The organism is Vibrio sp. SG41-7 (genome assembly GCF_014164465.1).
Taxonomy (GTDB): domain Bacteria; phylum Pseudomonadota; class Gammaproteobacteria; order Enterobacterales; family Vibrionaceae; genus Vibrio; species Vibrio splendidus.
Window position 1 is genome coordinate 1 of sequence record NZ_JACJFF010000446.1, and the last position, 248, is coordinate 248.

Consider the following 248-nt stretch of genomic DNA (forward strand, 5'->3'; position numbering starts at 1 on the left):
TATTCCGCTGATTCCGGCCACTAGTTCCGGTTTAACCGGACACCACTAATCTCTCGCTTTTCTCTAACTCTATTTTTACTCTATCTGTCCGGATTGCGCCAGTTTTCGCATTGATTCTCCTCCTAGTTCTATTCGGTGGCTGTTGTGTATCAGTCGATCCAATAATGCGTCGGCTACGGTGGCGTTTCCTATCATGGCGTACCACTCCTTCACGGGTAATTGGCTTATCATGATCGTGCTGCTTATTT

General features: G+C 46.8%; 1 protein-coding gene. It reads right to left on the reverse strand.

Annotation, left to right across the window (positions count from 1 at the left end; translation table 11 throughout):
• Positions 1 to 75: 75 nt before the first annotated feature.
• On the reverse strand, positions 76 to 248 hold a 173-nt coding region (locus tag H5300_RS27530), incomplete at its 5' end, for an ATP-binding protein (protein ID WP_182797412.1).